Below are 19,900 nucleotides of genomic sequence, written 5' to 3' on the forward strand. Positions count from 1 at the left end.
GACCCACGGGTGCACCCGCCCGCTCCCGGAAGGCCCCCTTCACGCCCGGCCGCCACCTCCGGTTCACCCGGCCTCACGCAACTGAGCCATTACCGCCGGTAATTCAGGCCGCCCACTCCCCAACTGCCGTACTCACGAGTAATGTTCGCGCTTCCGACCGCACCCGCACTCCTGCCTTGCCGTCCAGCCCAGGAATCGAGCCACGCAAGGAGCAGCACCCCGATGTCGCACGGAAACCCGCCCCCTTCCCCCCACCCCTCCTGGCCCGAACAGCTGCCGAAACCCTCCCCGCAGCATCAGCCGCCGCCCCCGCACCAGCCCGACTATCTGCTGCCCTGGCAGCGCTCGGAGACCGCCCCGCACCCCGGGTCGCCGAGCCCGCCCGGCACCCCCGAGCCCGCCCCCGGCAGCCACAGCGACCTGCGCCGGCTGCGCACCGCGTACCGGCTGCTGCGGCGCACCGCGGCCCTGACCGCACTCGGCTACTTCGTGGTCTTCCTGCTGCTCTCCGGATACGCCAAGGACCTGCTGGACCGCCCCCTGTTCGGCGGCCTCAACATCGGCCTGGCGCTGGGACTCTGTCAGCTCCCCGTGACCCTGCTCGCCATCGTCCTGTACGAGCGGACCGCACGGCGCACGGTCGACCCGCTCGCCGCCCGGATCCGAAGAGCGGGGGCAGCCCGGTGAACGGATTCGACAACTCCGCGCAGTCGATGTCCCTGGTGGCCTTCCTCGCCGTGGGCACCGTGGCTCTGCTGCTCTGCGTGATGACCGGCCCGGACCGCGACGACCTCGACGAGTTCTACACCGGCTCCCGCTCGCTCTCGCCCATGCAGAGCGGCCTCGCCCTCGCGGGCGACTACCTCTCCGCGGCCACGGTCCTCGGCACCACCGGCATCATCGCCCTCACCGGCTACGACGGGATGATCCTCGCCCTGAGCATCACCCTCTCGCTCGTCCTGCTGATGGTCCTGCTCGCCGAACCGCTGCGCAACGCGGGCGGGTTCACCATGGGCGACGTGCTGGTGCGCCGCGCCCCCGGCCGCGCGGTCCGCATCACCGCCTGCGCGGCCACCCTCGCCGCGCTCATTCCGATGATGGTCGTCCAGCTCGCCAGCAGCGGCGATCTGCTCGCCTTCATCCTGGGTTTCGACACCTCGGGATTCCGCACCGGCGCCATCATCGGGCTCGGCACCCTGATGATCGGCTACGCGGCGATCGGCGGGATGAAGGGCACCTCCCTGATCCAGATCGTGAAGACCGTGGTCCTCTTCGTGGCCGCGTTCACCATCGCCGTACTGATCATGAACCGGTTCGACTGGAACACCAACTCCCTGCTCTCGGCCGCCCGGCAGAGCAGCGGCGCGGGCGCCGCGTACCTGAGCTCGGGGCTCCAGTTCGACGGCAGCGCACTCGACATGGTCAGCTCCGAACTGACCGTGGTGCTCGGTGCCGCCTGTCTGCCCCACGTCACCATGCGCATGTCGAGCGCCCGCTCCACCCAGGCCGTCCGGCGCTCGATGTCCTGGGCGGTGTCCGTGGTCGCCGCGATCTGCCTGCTGCTCGTCGTGATCGGTTTCGGCGCGGGGGCACTCGTCGGCCACGACGTCATCACCGCCGCCGGAGCATCCGGGAACAGCGCGATCCTCCAGATCAGCGGAGAGGTCGCGAACGGTACGCAGCTGGGGGCCCTGGTCATCACGACGATGACGACGGCGATCTTCCTGACCCTGCTCGCCTCGGTCGCCGGAATGATCCTGTCCTGCGCCAACTCTCTCGCCCACGACCTCTTCGCGCACGGCCTGCACGGGGTGCGCGACCCGGACCGCAAGCCACTGGCCGGCCTGTCCGAGATGCGTACGGCACAGGTCTCGGCGATCGTCGTCGGACTGCTCGCCACCACTCTCGCCGTCGTGGCCAGGCACTGGAACGTGCAGGCGCTGGCGACGCTCTCGTTCTGCGTCGGCGCCTCCGCACTCGCCCCGGCGCTCCTCTACAGCATGTTCTGGCGGCGCTTCACCCGCACCGGACTGCTCTGCACCCTCGTCGTCGGCACCCTCACCACGCTGGTGCTGATCACCGGCACCAACCTGGTCTCCGGCTCACCCGCCTCGGTCTTCCCCGGCCACGACTTCAACTGGTTCCCGTACACCACCACCGGGCTCGTCTCCATCCCGGCCGGATTCCTGGCGGGCTGGCTGGGAACGGTGCTCCCCCGCCACACGGCCCCCGCGGCACGCCGGCTCTACCAGAGCGAGGAGCCCCAGATCCTGGCGGGCGTGCCACCGACGCCCCGGGGCTGAACACGGCTGCCGGAGAAGGCCGTTCGGCCGCCCGGCGCGCAGGGGCCCAATCCCTGTGCGCCGGTCAGGAGTTACGCCACAGCTGGGCCGGCTCCGAGGGGTTGCACGCCACGGACTGGAAGCCGATGCTGCTGAACATCTGGAGGCAGACGCCCTCGGCGACGTTCACCAGGGTGTGACCGCTCGATGTCTTGGTCCCGATCCGCCAGACCTGGGACTCGGAGGAGTTGCAGGTCTCGGCCGACAGCCCTGCAAAGCCGTTCAGCCTGAGGCAGTTGCCGGTGCCCTGGCCGACGAGCTTGAACCTGCCGCCGGAGGTGGGTTTGTACGTCCACTTGTAGTAGAGCGTGGCCCCGTTGTGCGCCGGCTCGCCGCACACCGAGTTCATGAGCATGGAGCCCCCGTACGGGGACGCGGACTCACCCAGGCACCGCTTGTTGGACGCGTTCTTGAGGTAGTACTGCCCCGAGGGCGCCGGGACCTGCCCGCCGCCCGAGCCGCCGGACCCACTGGATCCGCCCGAGCTGCCGGAACCACCTGAGCCGGAACCGGAGTCGGAACCGGAGTCGGAACCACCCGAGGGCTTGGAACCGCCGGAATCGGAGCCGCCCGAGGGACCGGAACCGGCCGAACCTGAGCCGTCGGCACCGTCAGCCGCGCCCTTTCCGTCCTTCCCGTCCTTCCCGCCCTTCGGCTTGTCGGCGGACCCCGACTTGGAACTCGACGAGCGGGAGGGCGACTTCGTGGGATTCGCGGAGCGGCCGTCCCCCGCGGATCCGGACGGCCCGACGGTGATCGACGGCGCCGCGACGTCGGAGTCCTTACCGCGGGAACCGCCGATCTCGTACGGCCCGAGCGCGAGGGTCAGGGTCGTGCCCGCGACCACCACGACGGGGAGCACGACGAGCAGCACACGGGGGCGGCGCCTGCGCGGCTTCTCCGGGACGGCGCCGGTCGTCCCGACATCCGGCAGGGAGGGCCCCGCAGCGGGGACAGGAGCACTGACCTCCTCCGGTTCGGGCTCCTCGGCCGGTGGCGGGCTCGCCGCGAACGCCGCCCGCTCGGTGATCCGGTCCGTGACGGCCGGCGGCCACAGCGCGGAGACCGCGGCGGGCACATGACCGTCGGCGATCTCGAAGAGCTCGGCGGCTGTCGGCCGGTCCGCGGCGTCCTTGGCGAGACAGGACTCGACCACGGCGGCCAGGGCCGGATCGAGGCCCGGCAGGCGCCCGAGGTCGGGTTCGGTGTGGACGATGCGGTAGAACAGGCCCGGACCCGATCCGTCGCCGAACGGCGGGCGGCAGTTCGCCGCGAACAGCAGCAGGCCGGCCAGCGCGAACACATCCGCCGCACCCGTCAGATCCCGCTCGGCCATGGCCTGTTCGGGGGCCATGTAGGCAGGCGTCCCGATGACCATCCCGGTCCTGGTCACCCTGGACTGGTCGGCCGCCCGGGCCACCCCGAAGTCGATCAGGGTCACACCGTCGAGCGTCAGCATGACGTTGGACGGCTTGAGGTCGCGGTGCACCATGCCGGCCGCGTGCACGGCGCGCAGACCGCTCGCCCCGTCGCGGAGCAGCCGCCACAGGCTCTCCACGGGCAGCGGGCCCTCGTTCAGCCGCAGCGCATCGCTCAGGGTGATGCCGGGGATGTACTCCGTGGCGAACCACGGAGGCTGCGCCGTACGGTCACTGGCCAGCAGCCGCGCACTGACCCCGGCCGGCAGCTTGGCGAGATTGTCGAGCTCGTGCCCGAAATGGGACAGGAAGTCCTTGTCCGCGGCCAGCACCGGCAGCACCTGCTTGACCGCCGCGTACCGCCCCGCCGACGTGCCGAGATAGACCCGTCCCATGCCGCCGGTACCGAGGATGCCGAGCAGCCTGAACGCACCGATCCGCCGGGGATCGTCCGGCTCCGTCGGCTTGGCTCCGCTGCCCAGTAAACGTGACTCTTTTTCAGCTCCCCCGTGCATGGCGTCAGATTAGCCCAGGCCCGAACGAATGCACGACGGTTCGCCGGGCACGCATGGGAGTCGCCGATCACGCAACCGTCCCGGCCGCCCCAGCCGTCCGAGCCGCCCCGGCCGTTACTGAGCCGGGCTCCTGAGTCGGGCTTCTGAGCCGGGCTTCTGAGCCGGGCTCCGGGGGCGGGCTCCGGGGTCGGGGAGGAACAGCGGGCTCAGTCCTCCGCCGGTGTCACCCGCCCGGTGAGCGCCGCGAGCGAATTCCGTACGTGCGCCATGTGCGCCTGCACCTCGTCGCGCCCCTCGTCGTGCTCCCGCACGATCCGCTCCGTCTCCCGGACCACCCGCTCCTCACGGACCCTGGCCGCCGCGATCAGCTCCGCGGCCTGCGCCTCGGCGTCCTCCTGACCGTGCCGGGCGGCCTCCTCCGTCTCCGCCAGCGCCCGCCGCGCCTCGGCCAGGCGGGCCTCCGCCTGCTCGGTGAGCTCGTCGTGGTGCGCCGACTGCGCGGCCTCGGCCTCGGCCAGTTCACGCTCGGCCGCCTGCCACCGCTCGGAGTGCTCCTGCTCCTGGTGCGCGAGAACGCTCTCGGTACGGCGGCCCGTCTCGGCCATCATGGACTCCGCCCGCTCCCGGACCTCCGCGGCCTCCTCGCGGGCCTCGGCAACGGTCCCGTCGGCGGTGCCCCGCGCCGTCGACAGCGTCTCGTCGGCGTACTTCACAGCCCCTGCCCGCATCGCCTCGGCGTCCGCCCGCGCCGAGGCACGGAGCCCGCGGCCCGCCTCCTCCGACGCGTCCCGCAGCGCCTGCGCCTCCTCCTGGGCGGCGCCCCGTACGGACTCCGCCTCGCCCTCGGCGAGCGCCAGGATCTGCTGGGCGCGCTCACCCAGCGATTCGTAGTTCTGCGGGGCGAGCGTGGCGACGACCTCGCCCAGCCGGACCGACTCCGCCGACAGCTCCTCCACCAGCGCGGTCAGCCGGGACACCTCGTCCAGCGCCTCGTCCCGCTCCGCCGAAAGACCGGCCACCGCGCGGTCCACCTGCTCCGGACGGTAGCCACGTCCGCGTACGCCGACGAAGCCATGCGCGGACACCGGTGCAGAACTCATCCTTGAAGCCTCTTTCCGACTCTCCGACCACCAGCAATACGTCAAGGATGCGGCAATTGACACAGAAGTCGGAATCGATCAGCTGCATTCCGGACGGAAGCGACAGGCATCACAAGCAACACAGACAACACGCAGCGCACAGCACGGCGCCCGGCCCCCTCTCGGGAGCCGGGCGCCGTCCGCGGAAACCGCCGGGTCAGATCAACCCGTCCCACATCTGCTCGAGCAGCACGGACCACCAGCTCTCCGGCGACGCCAGCGCCGCCGCGTCCAGCGCCACCAGCTGGGCCTGGAAGTCGACCGTCCAGCGACCCGCCTGCTCCGGGTTGAGCCCGAAGCGCAGCCGCCACATCCGGCCGAGCAGCGCCATCGAGCGCTGGAACTCCGGCAGCCCGGTGTTCACGAACTGCGGCGCCACCGACTGACCGCCCGGCCCCGCCTCGACCGGCACGGCCACGATGTTCGCGGTCCCGTACTGGACGCAGATCGCCCGCCCGAAGTCGGACCCCATGACGAGATACGACCCCGCGTCGGGGGCGGCCTGCACCTGGCGCTGCGCGGCGAGCTCGGCCAGCGTCGGCACCACCGGCTGACCCGGCTGCGCCCAGAAGAACGGCCCGAAGTCGGCGGGCAGCCCCGCCCACACCAGCGTGCGCGCCACGGCCTCGGGCACACCCTGGCGGGAGACCGCGCGCTGATCGAAGCGGCAGATGCCCTGCGGCCCGAAGGTCTGCAGCAGCTCGTCCGCGATGGCCTCCGGCGGCGCCGCCATCGCGGGCGGCATCTGCGGCAGCGGGGCCCGTACCGGCGCCGGACGGGCCGGCCCGTCCGCCACCTGGTGCAACTCGCCCTGGTGGGTGAGCAGATGCTGCATGCCCTGCTGACGGCTGGCGTGATCGGTGCCGTACGGAGCGACGCTGGTGATCCGTACCTGCGGCCAGGTCTCACGGATCATCCGCGCGCAGTAGCCACCGGGCAGCTCGCAGGACTCCAGCTCGGTGTGCAGCTCGATGACCTGCTGCGGCGGCACGTTCATCGCCCGCAGCTCGTGCAGCATCTGCCACTCGGGGTGCGGGGTGCCGGGCGCCGAGCGCCGGATCAGCTGCTGCTCGCTGCCGTCGGGCGCGCGGTAGCGCAGCACGGCCTGGTAGCCGGGTCCGACGGTCGGCTGACCGGTCGGCGCCTGCGGATACCCATACGCCGGAGGCGGTGGGGTGTGCGGATTCGGCGGTACGGGGCCGGGGGCGCCCTGCGGCACTCCGGGAGGACCGGGAGGACCGGGAGGACCGGGCGGCTGCGGCGCACCGGGGCCGGCCATGCTCGGGTCGGCGAGCATCGTCGCGGCATGGTGCACGCCACCACCCGGCGGAGGCGTCGAACCAGGCGGCGGAGGCGGCACCGGAGCACCGGGAGCACCGGGAGCACCAGGCGGGCCGGGAGGACCAGGCGGCCGAATCCCACCGGGGCCACCCATGCTCGGATCGGCCAGCATCGTCGCCGCATGATGCACACCACCACCCGGCGGAGGCGGCACCGGAGCACCGGGCGGACCCGGAGGCGCAGGCGGCTGGGACGCACCAGGAGCACCAGGGGCACCAGGCGGGCCGGGAGGACCAGGCGGCCGAATCCCACCGGGGCCACCCATGCTCGGATCGGCCAGCATCGTCGCCGCATGATGCACACCACCACCCGGCGGAGGCGTCGAACCAGGCGGCGGAGGCGGCACCGGAGCACCGGGCGGACCCGGAGGCGCAGGCGGCTGGGACGCACCAGGAGCACCGGGCGGACCCACCTGAGGGGCGAGCTGGGTCGGCAGGTACCCGCCCGCCGGAGCACCGGGCGCACCCGGTCCCGAGGGCGGCGGCACCGGCGCACCCGGCCTGGCGCCCGGGGTTCCGGGGGCACCGGGCGGCGGCGGGGTCGACGGACCGCCACCACGCGCACCACGCGGCGGCACGACGGCCTTGCTCGTGGCCGCATCGGCGATGTCACCGGCACCCGGGCCCGGAGCACCCTGGCCCGGAGCACCCGCACCCGGAGCGCCCGGGACACCCCCCTGCGGGGACAGACCCGGCACGACCGCGGTCCGGGGCAGCTGGCTGCCGCCCGACATCAGGGCGGTCGGCGCATCGGCCGGCACCACCGGCGGCGGAGTGCCGTCGTCGTCGGCACCCGAGAGCGGCGGCGCGAACACCGTGGCCGGCAGCGGCACCGCCCCGTCGTCGGAGCCCGCGTTCGTGTCCGTACCGGCCCAGGGAGTGGACCCGGCGGGCACGTTCGGCGGGGATACCGGGACACCGTCGTTGGCCGTGGGCTCGTACGCGACCTGCCCGCCGTGCGAACCCGGCGACGCCTGACCGACCGGCGCGGCCGGGACGGCGGGCGGCGGGGTGACGGACGGAGCCGGAGCGACCGGCGGGGCCGGGGACGCCGGAGCGGCCGGAGGCGCCGCGTCCTGGTCCCGGTCCTGGCCCTCCCGGCGGTCCGGGATGCCCAGCTTGTCGGCCGCTTCCTGGAGCCACTCCGGGGGGCTCAACAGGAACGACGTCTGATTGAGGTCGATGCGCTGTGGCGGCTCCGGAGCGGCCGCGGGCGTCGCCTGCGCGCCGTACTCCTCCTCGTACCGCCGGATCACCTCGCCCACCGGCAGACCCGGCCACAGCGTGGCCTCACCGCTGTCCCTGGCGATCACCAGCCGCTGCTTGCCACCGTCCGAGACCGGGCCCTCGGCTCGGTCCTCGCCCCACACCACGAAGCCCAGCTCGAACTCCCGTACCCGCACCTCACGGTGCTGGTACGCGGGCACGTCGCCGTTGATCCACTCGTCCGCGCGCTCCTGCGCCTGCGCAAAGGTCACCATCGCGCTCACCCCTCCACCGGGACGGCCCGCGCGAAGCCGCCGTCCACCATCAGGTTCGCCACGGTCTCCAGCTCCGGCGGGTTGCCCGCCAAACGCTGCAGGAAGGCGTCGAAGTCACCGCCGCACGGCAGCAGCAGCCGGTCCACCCGCTCCTGCACGTTCCAGCCGTCCTGGTCCCGGGCGTCGTCGTACGCACAGAACCAGACCGAGCCGAGGCCGTTGCCCTTCACCTTCACCGCGACGATGCCGCCCTGGACGAAACCGACACCCAGGAAGTCCTTGGTGAGGTGATCACGCAGGCACTTGTTCATGTACACCAGGTCGTTCGCGGCAGCCTGCTCGCGCACCGTGAAGAACGGCTGGTCGACCAGCAGCCCCAGCTCCGCGTCGAGCGCCGCACCGACCGGCGCCGAACCGCCCGCCGCCTTCAGGAACGAGCGGTAGGCACCCGGCAGCCGATAGCCGAGGTCCTCCTCGACACCCAGCACCTGCGCCTCGCTCACCGCCACGGCGCCCTTCGGCAGCCGGAAGTGCGCGGGCCGGGTCTCCTGCAACGGGCGGGTCCCCCGCTTGTTGTGGTCGACCGCCGTGCCGGCCAGGCCGCCGTGATGCCTCAGCAGCGCCTTCACCTCGACCGGGACCAACTCCATGCGCCGGCCACCGGGCACGTGGTGCCAGGTCCAGCCGTGCGGAGTGGCGACCGCCGGGATCGTGTCCCACAGCTCATGACCGCTCGCCGCCAGCGCCGCGTTGGCCGAGACGTAATCGGTGAGCCGCAGCTCGTCGACCCCGAAGCCCTGCGGCGGCTCGGCGATCTCGGCGGCGGCGCGCGCGTACGGCGCGAAGTCCGGGCTGCCGTTCTCGTCCATACGCACACCACCGGGATGGCGGGACGCCCGGACCGGATCCGGGAAATGCACGAGCTGCCCGGCGTAGGCCGCGTTCGGTGGCGCGGCTTGCTGCCCGAGCCGACCTGTCGTCATGGCGGTTGCCCCCTGCTGCGTCTGGCTGGTGAGGACCGGCCTGCCCGAGGGGGACGGTCCGGGCACAGCCTATGCGGTGGCGCAAGGGCGGGTCTCGCCCATGTGACCTGTCCTACGCCTCCCCCTCCGCATCCGTCACGAACCGTCACAACGGCGTGACGGACGAGCGAAGCTCCCGCCACGGTCCGGCGACACGGATACACGTTTCACCGCCCCAGCTTCCCCACCAGCCGGGACATTTGGCAGGCTGTCACCGCAACTCGGGGGCGTGCACACCGCGCAGCTACCGCTGCGGGCACGGGAGGGAAAGCGCCATGCACACCGCACAATCAGTCACATCCGGGGATCCGCGCCTCAGCTGGAGCAGCACCGACGCCGGCCGCACACCCCGCCTGCACCACCGCCGCGACGGCATCCTGCCCGCAGTCGCGGCGGCACTGTCCGTACGCGGCGAGACGCTCACCTGCACCGCGGGCAAGGGCGACCAGCCCCCCGTGCTGCACCCGCTCGTCCAGGACTTCCTCGACACCCTCCCCAGCAGCCGGCGCGAACGCTTCACCGGCCGCTGCCCCGAAGCGATACTGCTCTCCCGGCAACTCACCGCCGCGGAATCCACCCGCTCCAAGCGCGCCCAGCGCAAGCCGCTGACCAACGGCGAAGCCCGGCGCGCCCTCAAGCACTCACGGCTCACCACGCGACGCATCCGCGAGGACGGCGACCCCATGCACGGCAGCTACGCGCCGCCCTGCCGCTCCTGCACGGCGATGCTCGCCCACTTCGGCGTACGTCCCGTCGACCTCACGACCACCGGGGCGGCAACCACCGCCGAGAAGGGCTGACCGCACGCCGATGCACGACCGAACCGACCTACCCGAACAGGCGGGCCCCGCGGGCCGCGACCGGCACTCCTCCACCCGCTTCCCCGTCGCCGTCGACGCCGCCCTGCGCGCCGCGGGCTGGCAGCCGGGCCGCTGGGACATCCGGCAGGCAGAGGAATGGGCCGACGCACTGCGCTCGCACACCTCGCCCGCCGGCCATCAGCACGCGGTCTTCCCCGCAGCCGTGGAGGCCTGGGCCGAATTCGGCGGACTCCACATCACCGCATCCGCACCGGGCCGCCAGATCGCACCCGCCCCCGTGCGCATCGACCCGCTGAGCGGACTCCACCTCGCCCGCACCCTCGGCGACCTCGGCCGGGCACTGGAGACCGAGGTCAGCCCGCTGGGCGAGGAAGGGGACGGGCAGGCGGTCCTGGCGATCGACACCGAGGGCCGCGTCTACAGCATCGACCACACCGGCGACTGGTACCTCGGCCCGGACATCGACCAGGCACTGGCGACCCTCGTCACGGGCATCCAGCCGGACCGCCTCGTCTCGGACTGAACCCGCGCGCCGCCCCGCTGGTCCCTCCACGGATCAGGCGGGCCCGGGCCGACACCACCACCAGCCTCTCCGGATCAGGCGGGCCCCTGAGCCGGCAGCACCGCCGACACCCGGAAGCCACCCGCGTCCGTCGGACCCGAGACGAAGACGCCGCCGAGCCCCAGCACCCGCTCCCGCATACCGACCAGGCCATTGCCCCCGCTCGGCAGCCCCGCGTCCGCCGTGGCCGCGTCCGACGGACCGTTCTCCACCTGCATCGCGACCTCCGCGTCCCGGTGCGCCAGCCGCACCCAGGTCTTCGCGCCCGCCGCATGCTTGTGGACGTTCGTCAGGGCCTCCTGCACCACCCGGTACGCCGTCTGCTCGACCTCGGGCGGATACGTGCGCGCCTCACCGTCCACCGACAGCTCCACCGTCATCCCCGCCGCCCTGGACTCCCCCACCAGGGTCTCCACCTCACGCAGCCGCGGCCCGTCCTCCGTCGCTGCAGCCGCGGCGGCCGCCGCCGCCTGACCGACCGAGGCGAGCGGCACCGAGGCCGGCCGGGCCGTCACCGACTCCCCCGCCCGCAGCACCCCGAGCATCTCCCGCAACTCCGTCAGCGCCTGCCTGCCCATGTCACCGACCAGCGCCGCGTTCCGCACCGCCTTCGCCGGATCCTTCGGCGCGACGGCCTGGAGCGCGGCGGCATGCACCACCATCAGACTGACCCGGTGGGCAACCACGTCATGCATCTCGCGGGCGATCCGGTGCCGCTCCTCCGTACGCGCCCACTCCGCCCGCTCCTCGGCCCGGTCGGCGAGCAGCGACAGCTCCCGCTCCAGCGAGTCCGCCCGCTCCCGCAGGCTCTCCATCAGCCGCCGCCGGGCCCCTATGTAGAGGCCGAACAGCACGGGCGGCGCGGTGAGCCCGAGCGACATGAAGAGGGAGATCAGCGGTACGTACCAGTCACCGGGCCCGAAGTCGTCCTGCTCCGCGACGCTCTGCCGCAGCCGTACGTACATGACGATGAACGACCCCATGAAGGACATCCCCGTCAGCACCGCGGTGATCCTTCGCGGCACGTCGGAGGCGGCCAGCGTGTAGAGGCCGACCAGGCCCATCAGGAAGCCCATCTCGGCGGGCGTCGTCGCGATCGACACCAGCACCACGGCGATCGGCCAGCGCCGCCGCACCACCAGAACCGCCCCCGCGAGCAGCCCGAACACCACGCCCAACGGCACCGGCAGCCCGGTGTCCCCGGCGAACTCCACCCCTTCCAATGCGCATTCCAGCGCCGACAGGAGCCCGAGCCCCACATCCAGGGCGACACTGCGCCGCCGCTCCCACCACCAGTAGCCGCGGGTGGTCGATCCCGCCGCTTCCCGGTCTGCCCCCGTTGCGGTCATGCCGTCCAGCCTACGGGCGGGCGCACCTCATTTTCGGGCGACCTGGACACCGGGTGCGGATCGGGGCGCCGTGACCCGTCGCGTCCGGGGCCGGTGTTACGGCATAGTGTTGTCTGCCCGGTCGACGGCCTGACGGTATGTCCAGTCGATCGACTTTGCTGTCCCCTGTGGTGTAACGGCAGCACAGTGGCTTTTGGTGCCATTTGTCCGGGTTCGAATCCTGGCAGGGGAGCTTCGGTGAGAGGGCCCCGACCAGCGCGGTCGGGGCCCTCACCCATGTCCGCTCACCAGTGCCCCGGTATCCTTCGGGTGTCCACCACCCGAAGCCGAAGGGCATTTCTGTGAGCTCCGAACGCCCGGCAGCCGTCGTCGTCCTCGCAGCGGGTGAGGGCACCCGCATGAAGTCGAAGACCCCCAAGGTCCTGCACGAGATCTCCGGGCGCTCGCTCGTCGGACATGTCGTCGCCGCCTCCCGAGAGCTGGACCCCGAGCACCTCGTCGTGGTCGTCGGCCACGGGAGCGAGCAGGTCACCGCGCATCTCACCGCCGTCGACGACCGGCTGCGGACCGCCCACCAGGCCCAGCAGAAGGGCACCGGCAACGCCGTGCGCGTCGGTCTCGACGAGCTGGGCGGCACCGTCGACGGCACCGTGATCGTCGTCTGCGGCGACACCCCGCTGCTCTCCGGCGAGACGCTCCTCGCGCTCGCCGCCACCCACACGGCCGACTCCAACGCCGTCACCGTGCTGACCGCCGAGGTCCCGGACTCCACCGGCTACGGCCGCATCGTCCGCGACCCGGCCGACGGCGCGGTCACCGAGATCGTCGAGCACAAGGACGCCACCGACGCCCAGCGCGAGATCCGGGAGATCAACTCCGGGGTCTTCGCCTTCGACGGCCGGCTGCTCACCGACGCCCTCGGCAAGGTCCGCACCGACAACAGCCAGGGCGAGGAGTACCTCACCGACGTCCTCTCCATCCTGCGCGAGGCCGGGCACCGGGTCGGCGCATCGGTCGCCGGGGACCACCGCGAGATCCTGGGCATCAACAACCGGGTCCAGCTGGCCGAGGCCCGGCGGCTGCTGAACCAGCGGCTGCTGGAGCGCGCCATGCTGGCCGGCGTGACCGTCGTGGACCCGGCGTCCACGACGATCGACGCCACCGTCACCTACGAGCGGGACGCGATCGTGCACCCGGGCACCCAGCTGCTCGGCACCACGCACCTCGGCGAGGACGCCGAGGTCGGCCCCAACACCCGGCTCACCGACACCGTCGTCCGCGCGGGCGCGCGCGTGGACAACACGGTCGCGGACCGGGCCGAGGTCGGCGAGGGCGCGACGGTGGGTCCGTACGCCTATCTGCGGCCCGGCACCAGGCTCGGCACGAAGGCCAAGGCCGGCACGTACGTGGAGATGAAGAACGCCACGATCGGCGAGGGCACCAAGGTCCCGCACCTGAGCTACGTCGGCGACGCGACGATCGGCGACCACACCAACATCGGTGCCGCCAGCGTCTTCGTGAACTACGACGGGGTGGCCAAGCACCACACCACGATCGGCTCCCACTGCCGTACCGGCTCGGACAATATGTTTGTGGCGCCCGTCACGGTCGGGGACGGCGCCTACACCGCGGCCGGCTCGGTCATCACCAAGGACGTACCGCCCGGCTCGCTGGCCGTCGCCCGCGGCCAGCAAAGGAATATCGAGGGCTGGGTGGCCCGCAAGCGTCCGGGAAGCGGCGCCGCGCAGGCAGCTCAGGCCGCCGCATCGGAGCGCGACGGCGAAAGCTGACCGGAAACAGGTACGCCGCGCACGGCGTACCGTGATAGATGCTCACCCCATTTCGGCTGGCTCGTTGCGCATCGGGACACATGCGCGCAGCGCCAGGAACACGTCTGAGGAGACTGTGCTGTGACCGGGATCAAGACGACCGGCGAGAAGAAACTGATGTTCTTCTCCGGCCGCGCCCACCCCGAGCTGGCCGAGGAGGTTGCGCACCAGCTGGGTGTCGGCCTCGTGCCGACGAAGGCCTTCGATTTCGCCAATGGTGAGATCTACGTCCGCTTCCAGGAATCGGCTCGCGGCGCCGACTGCTTCCTGATCCAGAGCCACACCGCTCCGATCAACAAGTGGATCATGGAGCAGCTCATCATGCTGGACGCGCTGAAGCGCGCGTCGGCCCGCTCCATCACGGTGATCGTGCCGTTCTACGGTTACGCCCGCCAGGACAAGAAGCACCGCGGCCGCGAGCCGATCTCGGCCCGTCTGGTCGCCGATCTGATGAAGACGGCGGGTGCGGACCGCATCCTCACCGTCGATCTGCACACGGACCAGATCCAGGGCTTCTTCGACGGCCCGGTGGACCACCTGTTCGCGCTGCCGATCCTGGCCGACTACGTCGGCGCCAAGGTCGACCGTACGAAGCTGACGATCGTCTCCCCGGACGCCGGCCGGGTGCGGGTCGCCGACCGCTGGTGCGACCGTCTCGACGCCCCGCTCGCGATCGTGCACAAGCGCCGTGACAAGGACGTCGCCAACCAGGTGACGGTCCACGAGGTCGTCGGCAATGTGAAGGGCCGGGTCTGTGTCCTGGTCGACGACATGATCGACACCGGTGGCACCATCTGCGCCGCCGCCGACGCCCTGTTCGCGCACGGTGCCGAGGACGTCATAGTGACGGCAACGCACGGTGTGCTCTCGGGTCCGGCCGCGGACCGGCTGAAGAACTCCAAGGTCAGCGAGTTCGTCTTCACGGACACCCTGCCGACCCCGGGCGAGCTGGAGCTCGACAAGATCACGGTGCTCTCGATCGCGCCGACGATCGCGCGCGCGGTGCGTGAGGTCTTCGAGGACGGTTCGGTCACCAGCCTCTTCGAGGAGCAGTAGGAACAGCGGGAACAGCGGTTCCGAAGATCCACTTTGGGGGCGGCCTCCCCGCCGGGTAGACTCAGCGAGTTGCTCGGCGAGGGAGGCCGTACTCATATGTACGGCGGTCCGTTATCGACGCGCTCTTCGTAGCAGGCCTGTCGTGGGCCGGGTGACCGTCCGATTTTCGTCACCTTACGAGGAGTGCAGTCATGGCTGAGGTCAAGCTCGCCGCCCAGGTCCGTACCGAGTTCGGCAAGGGCGCCGCCCGTCGCACCCGCCGCGCCAACCTGGTTCCCGCGGTCGTCTACGGCCACGGTGCCGAGCCGGTCCACGTCACCCTGCCGGGCCACGAGCTGATGATGGCGCTCAAGACCGCCAACGTCCTGATCGGCCTGGAGATCGACGGCAAGGACGCGCTGGTCATCCCGAAGGCCGTGCAGCGCAACCCGCTCAAGGGCGACATCGAGCACGTCGACCTGCTGACCGTCAAGCGCGGCGAGAAGGTCAACGTCGAGATCGCCGTGCACGTCGAGGGCGACCTGGCCCCGGGCGGCAACCTCCTGGAGTACGTGCAGAACACCCTGCTCGTCGAGGCCGAGGCCACCCACATCCCCGAGTCCGTCACGGTCTCCGTCGCGGGCCTGGACGCCGGTGCGTCCGTTCTCGCCAAGGACATCCCGCTGCCGAAGGGCTCCGTGCTCGCCGGTGACGAGGACGCCGTCGTGCTGCAGGTCGTCGCCGCGCAGGCCGAGGAGCCGGCCGCCGAGGGCGAGGGCGCCGAGGCCTGAGCCTCGTCCGCACTGCTTGACTGACGGGGCGGCGGTTCCTTGTTCGGGGACCCGCCGCCCCGTTTCCCTGTAATCAGCGCAACCAGCCGTCGCACGCGAGGAGACCGAGCAGAGATGTCCGATGCCACCGACCCCTGGCTCATCGTGGGCCTCGGCAACCCCGGTCCCGAGTACGCGGCGAACCGGCACAATGTCGGCTTCATGGTGGCCGATCTCCTGGCCGAGCGGATCGGCGGGAAGTTCAAGCGGGCGCAGAAGGCGCAGGCGCAGGTCGTGGAGGGCCGCATGGGTCCTCCCGGGCCGGCGAACCGGCGGGTGATTTTGGCCAAGCCGATGTCGTACATGAACCTCTCGGGCGGCCCCGTCACCGCGCTGCGCGACTTCTACAAGGTGCCGACGGACCACATCGTGGCGATCCACGACGAGCTGGACATCGACTACGGGACGCTCCGGCTGAAGCTGGGCGGCGGCGACAACGGGCACAACGGGCTCAAGTCGATGACCAAGTCGATGGGTGCGGACTATCACCGGATCCGGTTCGGGATCGGGCGGCCTCCGGGGCGGATGCAGGTCGCCGATTTCGTGCTGAAGGACTTCTCGTCCACCGAGCGCAAGGAGCTCGGGTACATGGTGGACCGGGCGGCGGACTCGGTGGAGTGTCTGCTCGCGGAGGGTCTGGAGCGCGCGCAGAGCGCGTACAACTCCTGACGCCCGCGGCAACGGCGGGTGGCGCGTACATCTCTGACATTCCCGCCGGTACCCCGGCGATTTCCGGCCACGAGTTGACCGGTGGTGCCGGTCTGCCCAAGGATCGCTCCCCATGAAGCGGAGCTCCTCCAACCGCGCCCTGGTCTATGCCCGCAACACCGCCATGGGCTGTGTTGTCCTGTTGCTGCTGGTGGCGGGTGTGCTGTCCTCCTGGGACGAGGCACACCACATAGTTCTGGCCAAGGGCCGTGAGCACGGCACGATGACCGTGACGGGTTGTGGCGCCGATGTCTGTACGGGTCCGTTCGCGCCGTCGGGGCAGGCTTCCGCGCGTAGCCGGGTGACGATCGACAAGTCCGTGGCGGCGAGGCGGGGTGACCGGTTCCCCGTCGTGATCAAGCCGGGTTCGGACGCTGTGGTGCGTACCGGGACGCCGGGTTTTCTGCATGCCTGGGTGCCGCTGGGCGGTGCGCTGTTGCTGGCGGGTCTGGTGATCGGCGGTGGTCTGCGGCTGTCCCGGATCGGTTGGGGTACCGGGATCGCGGGTGCGGCCCTGCTCGTGGCGACGTTCATCGCGCTGTGAGCAGGGCCGCGGCCGTGTCCGGGTGACTCAGCCGGTGTTGCGCAGGCCCGCGGCGACACCGTTCACGGTGAGCAGCAGGGCCCTGGCGAGCAGCGGGTCGGGCTCTTCGCCGCGTGCGGCGGCTTCGCGCTGGCGGGCCAGCAGCGAGACCTGGAGGTAGGAGATGGGGTCCAGGTAGGCGTCGCGGATGGCGAAGGTCTGCTGGAGCGCGGGGCTGGTGCCGAGCAGTTCGGTGGAGCCGGTGACCTTGAGGACCTCCTGCACGGTGAGTGCGTGCTCGGCCTCGATGTCGGCGAAGACGTGCTTGAGCTCGTCGGGGACGAGTGTGTCGACGTAGTGGCGGGCGATGCGCAGGTCGGTCTTGGCGAGGGTCATCTCGACGTTGGAGATGAAGTTCTGGAAGAAGTGCCAGTGTTCGTGCATTTCGTCCAGGACGGTGTCCAGGCCGGCTTCGCGCAGTGCCTTGAGCCCGGAGCCGACGCCGTACCAGCCGGGGACGATCTGGCGGGACTGGGTCCAGCCGAAGACCCACGGGATGGCCCGCAGTCCGTCGAGCGAGACGCCCGAGCCGGGGCGGCGGGAGGGCCGCGAGCCCAAGTGCAGGTCGGCGAGCTGGTCCACCGGCGTCGAGGCGAGGAAGTACGTCGGCAGGTCCGGGTCCTCGACCAGCTTGCGGTACGCGGCGTGCGCGGCGTCGGAGACGGTGTCCATCGCGGCGTCCCAGCGGGCGAGGGCCTCGTCGGACTGGCGGGGTGCGGTGTGCAGCGCGGAGGCCTGGAGGGTGGCCGCGACGGTCAGTTCCAGGTTCTCCCGGGCGAGTGCCGGGATGAGGTACTTGTCGGAGATGACCTCGCCCTGCTCGGTCACCTTGATCTCGCCCTCCAGCGTGCCCCACGGCTGCGCGAGGATCGCGTCGTGCGAGGGGCCGCCGCCGCGGCCGACGGTGCCGCCGCGGCCGTGGAAGAGGCGCAGCCGTACGCCGTAGCGGTGCGCGACGTCACGCAGTCGGCGCTGCGCCCGGTGGATCTCCCACTGGGAGGTGGTGATGCCGCCGAACTTGGAGGAGTCGGAGTAGCCGAGCATGACCTCCTGCACGTCTCCGCGCAGGGAGACGAGCCGGCGGTACGACGGGTCGGCGAGCATCTCGTCGAGGATGACGTCGGCGGCGCGCAGTTCGTCGGTGGTCTCCAGGAGCGGCACGATGCCGATCTTGGCCCAGCCGCCGTGCAGGTCGATCAGGCCGGCCTCGCGGGCGAGGACGGCGGCGGCGAAGACGTCGTCGGCGCCCTGGCACATCGAGATGATGTAGGACTCGATGACTTCGGGGCCGAAGCGCTCGAAGGCTTCCTTGACGGTGTGGAAGACGCCGAGGGTCTTCTCGCCGGCGGCGTCGAGCGGGGCCGGGGTCGGGGCGAGCGGGCGACGGGAGCGGAGTTCCTTGGCGAGGAGCTTCTGCCGGTAGTCGCGGGGCATGTCGGCGTAGCGCCAGGATTCCTCGCCGAGCCGGTCGAAGAGCTGGCCGAGCGCGTGGTGGTGGGCGTCGGCGTGTTCGCGTACGTCCATGGTGGCGAGCTGGAGGCCGAACGCGGAGAGGGTGCGGATGGTGCGGTCCATCCGGCCGTCGGCGAAGAGTCCGCCGCGGTGCTCGCGCAGTGAGGTCTGGATGAGTTCCAGGTCGGCGATGAGCTCGGCGGTGCCGAGGTAGTCGCAGCCGGGGCGGTGCGGGGTGCCGGAGGCGAGGCGCTCGCGGGTGTTGACGAGCTTCTGCCGGATGCAGGTGGCCTTGAGGCGGTAGGGCTCTTCGGCGTTCAGCCGCTTGTAGCGCGGGCTGATCTCGGGGAGGCGTTCCAGGTCGGCTTCGAGCGAGGTCAGCAGTTCGTCGGTGGCACCGGTGTAGCGGATGGAGTTGGAGAGCAGTCCGCGCAGGTGGTCGATGAGTTCGAGGGCGTCGGTGATGCCGTGTTCGTGCTGGAGGATCAGCACTTCCCAGGTGACGGCGGGCGTCACGTTGGGGTTGCCGTCGCGGTCGCCGCCGATCCAGGTGCCGAAGGTGAGGGGGCGGGTGCCCGCGGGCAGCTCGACGCCGACGCGTTCGAGTTCGGCGGCCAGGTCCTCGAGTACGTCGCCGACGGCGTTGGCGTGCAGTTCGTCGAGGTAGTAGATGGCGTTGCGGGCCTCGTCGGCCGGCTCGGGGCGGACGACGCGCAGTTCGTCGGTCTGCCAGATGAGGTCGATGTTCTCGGCGAGTCGCAGGTCCTGGCGGCGCCGGTCGGCGTCGACGACGGGTGTCTCCAGGAGCGCGGCGATACGGCGGAGCTTGTTCAGCACGGAGCGCCGGGCGGCCTCGGTCGGGTGTGCGGTGAAGACCGGTCGGACGTTGAGGTTCTTGACGGTCTCGCGCAGGTGGACGGGGTCGGCGTCCTTGAGGCGGTCGGCGGTGCGGGCGAGGAGCCCGCCCTCGGCGGCTCGGCGGTCGCGCATTTCGTGGGCGCGGTGGACCTGCTCGGTGACGTTGGCGAGGTGGAAGTAGGTGGAGAAGGCGCGCACGAGCTGTGCGGCGGTCTCCAGGTCCGTGTCGCCGAGGAGCTGGGCCGCGGCCTCGCCGTCGGTGCGGGTCAGGGCGCGGACGCGCTCGACGAGGTCGAGGAGTTCCTGGCCCTCCTGGCGTACGAGGGTTTCGCCCAGCAGGTCACCGAGGCGGCGGATGTCGGCGCGCAGCTCGGGGCTGGCGGCAGGGGTCTGGTCGGCACTGCTCACGGTGTGCGGCTCCTTGCAGTGGTTGAGCACGGGGGTTCTCCCGGGGCCGCGGCAGGCAGCAGCCACGGGGGTTCTCCGGGGCCGCGGCAGGCAGCGGTGCTGACGCCACCCCGGGAAAGCAGAGTGCGGACCGCGCTGTCCGACCCCACCAGGATAGGTGTCCACGCCGTGGGCGCCGCTCGCGGCCCGATCGGGTTTCCCCTTGATG

15 protein-coding genes and 1 tRNA gene are annotated in these 19,900 nt (G+C 71.6%); 10 read left to right on the forward strand and 6 right to left on the reverse strand.

The genetic code is table 11. The features are described 5' to 3' along the window. Nucleotides 1–222: 222 nt before the first annotated feature. Together OG978_RS16730 and OG978_RS16735 are read left to right on the forward strand one after the other, a co-directional pair. Entirely contained in the window at nt 223–687 is a 465-nt protein-coding gene (locus tag OG978_RS16730; protein WP_326765995.1) for a DUF485 domain-containing protein, read from the forward strand. After that, nucleotides 684–2,303 carry a sodium/solute symporter gene (locus tag OG978_RS16735; protein WP_442817699.1) on the forward strand — a complete coding sequence of 540 codons (1,620 nt, stop codon included), beginning with the start codon at nt 684–686 and terminating at the stop codon, nt 2,301–2,303. Before OG978_RS16730 ends, OG978_RS16735 begins: the two co-directional genes overlap by 4 nt. Before the next feature lie 64 nt (nt 2,304–2,367). On the opposite strand, the gene OG978_RS16740 is transcribed toward OG978_RS16735, so the two are convergent. The 4 genes from OG978_RS16740 to OG978_RS16755 form a co-directional block, all read right to left on the reverse strand. Continuing rightward, nucleotides 2,368–4,275: a protein kinase domain-containing protein gene (locus tag OG978_RS16740; protein WP_326765996.1), complete on the reverse strand. Its 1,908-nt coding sequence runs from the start codon at nt 4,273–4,275 to the stop codon at nt 2,368–2,370. Between the two features lie 206 nt (nt 4,276–4,481). Beyond that, nucleotides 4,482–5,375, reverse strand: coding sequence for a cellulose-binding protein (locus tag OG978_RS16745; RefSeq protein ID WP_326765997.1), 894 nt, complete (start codon nt 5,373–5,375; stop codon nt 4,482–4,484). Nucleotides 5,376–5,571: 196 nt separating this feature from the next. Then, nucleotides 5,572–8,235, reverse strand: a complete 2,664-nt coding sequence (locus OG978_RS16750) for an SUKH-4 family immunity protein (protein ID WP_326765998.1) — start codon at nt 8,233–8,235, stop codon at nt 5,572–5,574. A 5-nt stretch (nt 8,236–8,240) separates the two neighbouring features. Beyond that, entirely contained in the window at nt 8,241–9,218 is a 978-nt protein-coding gene (locus tag OG978_RS16755) for an SMI1/KNR4 family protein (RefSeq protein WP_326765999.1), read from the reverse strand. A 314-nt stretch (nt 9,219–9,532) separates the two neighbouring features. Between OG978_RS16755 and OG978_RS16760 the strand changes: the two genes are divergently transcribed. Both OG978_RS16760 and OG978_RS16765 read left to right on the forward strand, forming a co-directional pair. Then, on the forward strand, nt 9,533–10,057 hold the full coding sequence (locus OG978_RS16760) for a YwqJ-related putative deaminase (protein ID WP_326766000.1): 525 nt from the start codon (nt 9,533–9,535) through the stop codon (nt 10,055–10,057). A gap of 10 nt (nt 10,058–10,067) precedes the next feature. Next, nucleotides 10,068–10,601 (forward strand): SUKH-3 domain-containing protein, encoded by a 534-nt coding sequence (locus OG978_RS16765; RefSeq protein WP_326766001.1) that lies wholly within the window; start codon nt 10,068–10,070, stop codon nt 10,599–10,601. Nucleotides 10,602–10,675: 74 nt separating this feature from the next. On the opposite strand, the gene OG978_RS16770 is transcribed toward OG978_RS16765, so the two are convergent. Then, entirely contained in the window at nt 10,676–11,989 is a 1,314-nt protein-coding gene (locus OG978_RS16770) for a sensor histidine kinase (RefSeq protein ID WP_326766002.1), read from the reverse strand. 161 nt (nt 11,990–12,150) lie between these two features. Between OG978_RS16770 and OG978_RS16775 the strand changes: the two genes are divergently transcribed. The 6 genes from OG978_RS16775 to OG978_RS16800 all read left to right on the forward strand — a co-directional run bounded on the left by OG978_RS16775 (nt 12,151) and on the right by OG978_RS16800 (nt 16,935). Continuing rightward, nucleotides 12,151–12,221, forward strand: a tRNA-Gln gene (locus tag OG978_RS16775). A 109-nt stretch (nt 12,222–12,330) separates the two neighbouring features. Further along, complete coding sequence (gene glmU, locus OG978_RS16780; protein WP_326766003.1) at nt 12,331–13,779, forward strand: bifunctional UDP-N-acetylglucosamine diphosphorylase/glucosamine-1-phosphate N-acetyltransferase GlmU; 1,449 nt, start codon at nt 12,331–12,333, stop codon at nt 13,777–13,779. A gap of 120 nt (nt 13,780–13,899) precedes the next feature. Further along, nucleotides 13,900–14,874: a ribose-phosphate diphosphokinase gene (locus OG978_RS16785; protein ID WP_326766004.1), complete on the forward strand. Its 975-nt coding sequence runs from the start codon at nt 13,900–13,902 to the stop codon at nt 14,872–14,874. Between the two features lie 191 nt (nt 14,875–15,065). Then, nucleotides 15,066–15,644, forward strand: a complete 579-nt coding sequence (locus OG978_RS16790) for a 50S ribosomal protein L25/general stress protein Ctc (RefSeq protein WP_326766005.1) — start codon at nt 15,066–15,068, stop codon at nt 15,642–15,644. Between the two features lie 114 nt (nt 15,645–15,758). Next, nucleotides 15,759–16,352, forward strand: a complete 594-nt coding sequence (pth, locus tag OG978_RS16795) for an aminoacyl-tRNA hydrolase (RefSeq protein WP_326766006.1) — start codon at nt 15,759–15,761, stop codon at nt 16,350–16,352. A 112-nt stretch (nt 16,353–16,464) separates the two neighbouring features. Continuing rightward, the gene (locus tag OG978_RS16800; protein WP_326766007.1) at nt 16,465–16,935 is read left to right on the forward strand and encodes a hypothetical protein; all 471 of its coding nucleotides are present in this window, start codon (nt 16,465–16,467) and stop codon (nt 16,933–16,935) included. A gap of 27 nt (nt 16,936–16,962) precedes the next feature. On the opposite strand, the gene ppc is transcribed toward OG978_RS16800, so the two are convergent. Beyond that, nucleotides 16,963–19,692: a phosphoenolpyruvate carboxylase gene (gene ppc, locus OG978_RS16805; protein WP_326766008.1), complete on the reverse strand. Its 2,730-nt coding sequence runs from the start codon at nt 19,690–19,692 to the stop codon at nt 16,963–16,965. Nucleotides 19,693–19,900: the final 208 nt, after the last annotated feature.

The organism is Streptomyces sp. NBC_01591, from assembly GCF_035918155.1.
Taxonomy (GTDB): Bacteria; Actinomycetota; Actinomycetes; order Streptomycetales; family Streptomycetaceae; genus Streptomyces.

Bases quoted from the DNA above. Each gene is read 5' to 3' on its own strand.
- OG978_RS16750 (WP_326765998.1), bottom strand. From the start codon at position 8,235: ATGGTGACCTTTGCGCAGGCGCAGGAGCGCGCGGACGAGTGGATCAAC.
- OG978_RS16770 (WP_326766002.1), bottom strand. From the start codon at position 11,989: ATGACCGCAACGGGGGCAGACCGGGAAGCGGCGGGATCGACCACCCGC.
- pth (WP_326766006.1), top strand. From the start codon at position 15,759: ATGTCCGATGCCACCGACCCCTGGCTCATCGTGGGCCTCGGCAACCCC.
- OG978_RS16760 (WP_326766000.1), top strand. From the start codon at position 9,533: ATGCACACCGCACAATCAGTCACATCCGGGGATCCGCGCCTCAGCTGG.
- OG978_RS16800 (WP_326766007.1), top strand. From the start codon at position 16,465: ATGAAGCGGAGCTCCTCCAACCGCGCCCTGGTCTATGCCCGCAACACC.
- OG978_RS16765 (WP_326766001.1), top strand. From the start codon at position 10,068: ATGCACGACCGAACCGACCTACCCGAACAGGCGGGCCCCGCGGGCCGC.
- OG978_RS16740 (WP_326765996.1), bottom strand. From the start codon at position 4,275: ATGCACGGGGGAGCTGAAAAAGAGTCACGTTTACTGGGCAGCGGAGCC.
- OG978_RS16745 (WP_326765997.1), bottom strand. From the start codon at position 5,375: ATGAGTTCTGCACCGGTGTCCGCGCATGGCTTCGTCGGCGTACGCGGA.
- OG978_RS16755 (WP_326765999.1), bottom strand. From the start codon at position 9,218: ATGACGACAGGTCGGCTCGGGCAGCAAGCCGCGCCACCGAACGCGGCC.
- OG978_RS16730 (WP_326765995.1), top strand. From the start codon at position 223: ATGTCGCACGGAAACCCGCCCCCTTCCCCCCACCCCTCCTGGCCCGAA.
- OG978_RS16790 (WP_326766005.1), top strand. From the start codon at position 15,066: ATGGCTGAGGTCAAGCTCGCCGCCCAGGTCCGTACCGAGTTCGGCAAG.